The organism is Psychrobacter sp. UBA2769 (genome assembly GCF_002352555.1).
Taxonomy (GTDB): Bacteria; Pseudomonadota; Gammaproteobacteria; order Pseudomonadales; family Moraxellaceae; genus Psychrobacter; species Psychrobacter maritimus.
This window is the reverse complement of record NZ_DEIR01000003.1, coordinates 1-4,914: the sequence shown is the minus strand read 5'-3', so window position 1 is coordinate 4,914 and position 4,914 is coordinate 1. Positions and strand designations below refer to the sequence as shown.

Below are 4,914 nucleotides of genomic sequence, written 5' to 3'. Positions count from 1 at the left end.
AATCATAATACGAATATTAAAAAGGTTATGTCGAATAATAGCGTGGTAAATAATGCGGTTAAAAATGATCGCAGCGCGCCAATAGGCTTGTTTGATTCGGGCGTTGGAGGGTTGTCGGTTTATCTACACTTGGCTCAGCAATTACCGCATGAACGTTATGTTTATTATGCCGATACCTTGCATGTGCCGTATGGCAATCGCGATAGTGAAGATATTAAGGCTTTGACGCTGACAGCGGTAGAATGGCTATACCAACAAGGCTGCAAGCTTATCGTTATCGCCTGTAATAGCGCCTCAGCTTATGCATTAGAGACCGCCAGACGCTGTTATCCGCAGTTGCCTATTGTCGGTTTGGTACCTGCTTTAAAACCTGCGGTCTTAGCCAGTAAAACCGGTCATGTCGCGGTATTAGCAACGAAAGCGACTTTAAATGGGACGTTACTTAACGATGTCATCACTAACGTTGCCAGCCCCCATGCCACCAAAGTAACCAAGTATTTTGACCCAAAATTGGTCCCTTGGGTTGAGTCGGGTATGCCAAAAGACAGTAAAACCGCGCAGGATTTACGCCAGCAATTACGCCTATTCACCCAAGATGGTATCGACCATTTGGTATTAGGCTGTACCCATTATCCCTTTTTTAAAGCGTTTTTACGCCAAGAGATTGCAGAGCAGCAATTAGCGATACAAATTGTCGACTCAGGGCAAGCAATCGCTGAGCGCGTCAAGCAACTGTTGTTAACAAACCAGTTGTTGGCGTTGCCCGCCGAGGTTGCAGCTGATGAAGCGTTAAAAGATAAGGCAACAAGGGTGAATCTATCGCCGCCATTGACCTTTTATGCGACCAAATATGATGAGCAGTTAGGTGTGGTGATACAGCATTTGTTAGGTCCGCAGACTGATATACACTATTAACTTTCGCCTTAAGCGGCTTTGTTTTATCCTAAGAAGCGTTTTTTATCTGCTCAATAATCAGCTAGCTGTTATAATCCCGCAATATATTAATGGAATTAGTAATAAACTAAACGCATCTCAGTAATATTGTGCTAGGCTAGTATTTGCTAAACAGAATATTTGAGATGCTCCTGATTTCGTTAGCAATTTATTTAGCAATTGATATGATTATTATTTATATCACTACCTAAGCTTAGAGGTGATTGTGCCAAACCGTCGCTATCATATTCACGTCATATGCGCTGACAACGACCAGCTGTTGGTTTTAGACAGTGTGGCGATGTTTTTTCAAGCCCGCGCATTTTTAACTTATGACGTTTCTAGCAAATTACCGAAAGCGTCGTTATATGGGCGCCAGTGTATCGATGCCTGTGATTATGCGCTGATGATTATCGGTGATAGCTATGGTACGGCGCAAAATACCGGTGTTAGTCAAATGCATTTGAGCTACCTCAATGCCAAAGCCAAGCTCAAACCCTTGCTAATATTGGTTAAGAGCCACCATAATGAGGTCAATATCAGTCGGCAGCTGCAAGAATTCACCAATATGGTGACCAAAAAAGCCGATAAGATTTATTATTATGAGAACGAAAACGATATCGAGCAGTTGCTTATTCAAGCCTACTATAAAATGGTCGCCAATCATGGGGTAGAAGATGGCTGGGTAAGAGTCAGTGACGAGCTGATGAAAGCGAATAAATCGGCACTTACTGAAGAGATGTCTGCTAGCTTTTCGACCAATAGACTACCTAAGCAAGCTCAAGAACATCCAGTTATTATTAATCATCTTGCCGCTGATAGTGTCAGTAAACCCATCATACTGACAGAAACTTTTGAGGTTCAATATAAAGCGCAAGCTTATGAGGGTGGTAATTTAACCGATGTGACCAGACCCATGATTTTGTCATGGCAAGAGGTGCTAGTCACCTTGATGAAAATACCTGCGACCTTTTCAAGCTATGGTTTGCAGAGCGCTATCAATCGCTTAATCGCTACGAGAGCTGAGGCAGATATTAAAAAAGACATGCCAAACGTTCATGCTGTGGCGCGCTGTCAGATTTCTCAGGATGATTTAAATCAATTGCAGCGTCAGTTAGTAGCGGCGAACTGGATACAATTAACCACTTATGGCACGCGGGTCACCCAAGAGCTATGGAAACTCACCTACCATGCAAAAAGTCTATTGGCCGATAAAAAGCCAAAAGTAGACAGTCAGCCGTCACTGCCTCTGAATTAACGCCACGTATCACTCTTATTATTAATAAATATCTTATTCAATTTATAATCAGCTAGGTTTATCTATAAAAGCCTGATTGATGGCTGCCTCTAACGATTTAGCTGTTACATTTTGCGCTCTAAATAAATTTTACGACGCCCATGGCTACGTTTTGTAATACAAAGCATACGTCTCAATGGTTGTGAAGCTAGGCAATACCCGTAATAATGAAGCTGATAAGCACATAACAATATTGAACAACTAGGGAGAATAAATAATGAGCAACTCTAAAAAAGATACATTAAACACTGAATTAACCAGCTTGGAAGAGAAAATGCACGAGGCAAACCAGTTTCATACCTTGGAAGAGCAAGTAGCCGATATGAAGCGTCGCGGTATTGATCCAACCCAAGCCTATAAAGATTTGGATAGAAAAGAAGAAGATGCCGATTGGGGTGATGCTACGTGGAAAGAAAATGGTAAATGGGAGCCAAAAACGCCTGCTGATCTAGATGAGAAAGCACGTGAAAACTGGGATGGCGACAACGGTAAACCAACCCCGCCACCGATTGTTTAGTAGCAGTTTTTTATAGAGATTATTTAATAACGACCATTTATTCTTAAAGCCTTAAAGGTATTTTATAAAAAAAAGCCACGCTAATTTGCGTGGCTTTTTTGTTAGAGGGCTAACGCTAGTAATTAAATATCATAGCTTTAACCGTTCATTTTAATATCTAACTACGAACCTTCATCCACACGTACGAGTTTCACTGTGCCATCAGGACTGGTCACACGGCGATAGCGCGTATTGCTTGATGGTGATGGTTGTACGGAGTAAGTATTAGAAGTGGATTTAGGGCTAGTTTGCTGCTGAATCAATTGTCCCATACGGTCGGCAGGCGCAGGATTTAAAGGACGACTGTTTGTTGGCTGTCCATATTGGTTGCCATACTGAGAGCTGCCAGTAGCAGCGGTATTACCAATGATTGCACGATAAAACTTCTGTCCTGCGCGTCCATCGGCTGGGAAGATACCATGGCTTGATTGATATTGTTGAATCGCAGTGCGCGTATTATCACCGATAATACCGTCGACTTCTCCAATATCGTAGCCGGCATTTAATAATGCTTGCTGAATTGCTCTGGATTCTTGGCGACCAATACCAGGGTCGTCAGTTGGCCAAGCGGTAATAAAGTCGGTTTTACTGCTATCTTCGCGTGTAATTAAATCCGATAAATGCGCAATCGCCAGTGCATAGCTTTCTGAGGCATTATACGAATAGAAGGTATCGAAGTTTTTACCAACTAAGAAAGCGGGACCGTCAGGACCTGCAGGTAATAATAGACCGGCACTATTCAAATCAGACGGCAGTGGACTACCGTTCGCCAATGTCAGTCCTTGATTGCGCCAATGACTGATAGATTTTTTGTCTTTACGGTTCGATGCACCCCAAAATCCGCTCGGCAGTTTGACTTCATAACCCCATGGCTCACCTGAACGGTAGCCACGTTTATCGAGGAAATTGGCAGTAGAGGCAAGCGCGTCAGGGACACTATTAACCAAGTCGCGACGACCATCACCATCGAAATCGACGGCCAATTCTAAAAAGGTACTTGGCATAAATTGTGTTTGCCCAAATGCACCAGCCCAAGAACCGGTCATATCGCTGGGTGCGATATCGCCGTTTTGCACAATTTTTAGCGCATTGGCGTATTCGCCTTGGAAATAGCTTTGGCGACGATCAAAACAAGACAGCGTCGCTAAAGATTCAAACAAAGGCTTTTTCCCCAATGTCTGACCAAAGTTAGACTCTACGCCCCAAACCCCTAATACGTGCTCGGCTTTGACACCATAGCGCGATTCGATGCGGCGTAGTGTGTCTGCCCATTGACGCTTGGCGCGGATACCATCTTCTACTCGTTCCGTATCGACAAGTGACGACAGATAATCCCAGACGTCCTTTTGAAATTCGGGTTGATAGTTTAACGACTGAATAACGCTAGGGTCAGGTTGGCTTGGGCGATAGTTATTAAAGGTAAAGCTATCGACGCCGCGGAATTTGCTAGAGTTCTTTAGACCATCTAAGCACTGTTGAAACTCGCTATTAGATAAGTCTGGCGCTGGTGGTCTGGCGGCTTGGGCCGTGCTGGCAAGACTAAGGCCAACCGCGATGCTAAGCAGCGATAAAGTGGAGAATGGAGTCAAACGCATGAGAATATCCTATAAACGTCAAAATTATCATTGAGAAATGGAGCAAGGCTAATAAAGCTAGTATTGACTTAGAGTAACCAATCTCAATAGTAAAGAAAAGGTGTCGAAGCACTCAGTTACTATAAATTGACGTGAGCGTGAGGTTAGAAGAGGGATTGGGGCAAATATGGCATTGCACGACTTTAGAGAAGTCTCTGATTTTAATGCGGGTAAGCGGTTTTGACAGCCATTTAGTAAATCTACTTTGTAAAAATGCTATCCAACTCCTCAATAAAGCCATGAATACGCTCGGCATTTTTACCCAAATCGCTACCCCCAACCCGTGATTTACTGCGGATATCGACCAGGCGCTCGCTACCGTTATCAGTGATACGTACGATGACATCATCTTTAAAACCAAACCACATCGTCCTATCTGTCGCTTCGATAATTCCTTGGTTAGCATCAATATTTACCAGCTGCCAACCTAAATGATCGATGACTTGTTTGGTTGCCTCGACTAGCTCAGGTTTTGATTGGGGATAATTTAATGT

Annotated in this window: 5 protein-coding genes; 3 read left to right on the top strand and 2 right to left on the bottom strand. The window is 43.3% G+C overall.

The annotated features are described in order from the left end of the window. The first annotated feature begins 27 nt into the window (after window positions 1-27). The 3 genes from murI (at window position 28) to B3Q63_RS00990 (ending at window position 2,747) form a co-directional block, all read left to right on the top strand. Window positions 28-915: a glutamate racemase gene (murI, locus tag B3Q63_RS01000; RefSeq protein ID WP_296172784.1), complete on the top strand. Its 888-nt coding sequence runs from the start codon at window positions 28-30 to the stop codon at window positions 913-915. 244 nt (window positions 916-1,159) lie between these two features. Beyond that, on the top strand, window positions 1,160-2,191 hold the full coding sequence (locus B3Q63_RS00995; protein ID WP_296172765.1) for a DUF4062 domain-containing protein: 1,032 nt from the start codon (window positions 1,160-1,162) through the stop codon (window positions 2,189-2,191). A gap of 256 nt (window positions 2,192-2,447) precedes the next feature. Next, on the top strand, window positions 2,448-2,747 hold the full coding sequence (locus tag B3Q63_RS00990) for a hypothetical protein (protein WP_201620091.1): 300 nt from the start codon (window positions 2,448-2,450) through the stop codon (window positions 2,745-2,747). Between the two features lie 161 nt (window positions 2,748-2,908). Here the strand turns inward: B3Q63_RS00990 and B3Q63_RS00985 are convergent, their stop codons facing one another. After that, the gene (locus B3Q63_RS00985; protein WP_296172762.1) at window positions 2,909-4,381 is read right to left on the bottom strand and encodes a lytic murein transglycosylase; all 1,473 of its coding nucleotides are present in this window, start codon (window positions 4,379-4,381) and stop codon (window positions 2,909-2,911) included. Window positions 4,382-4,620: 239 nt separating this feature from the next. Further along, window positions 4,621-4,914 (bottom strand): DUF1499 domain-containing protein (locus B3Q63_RS00980; protein ID WP_296172760.1); only part of this gene is annotated, 294 nt, incomplete at its 5' end.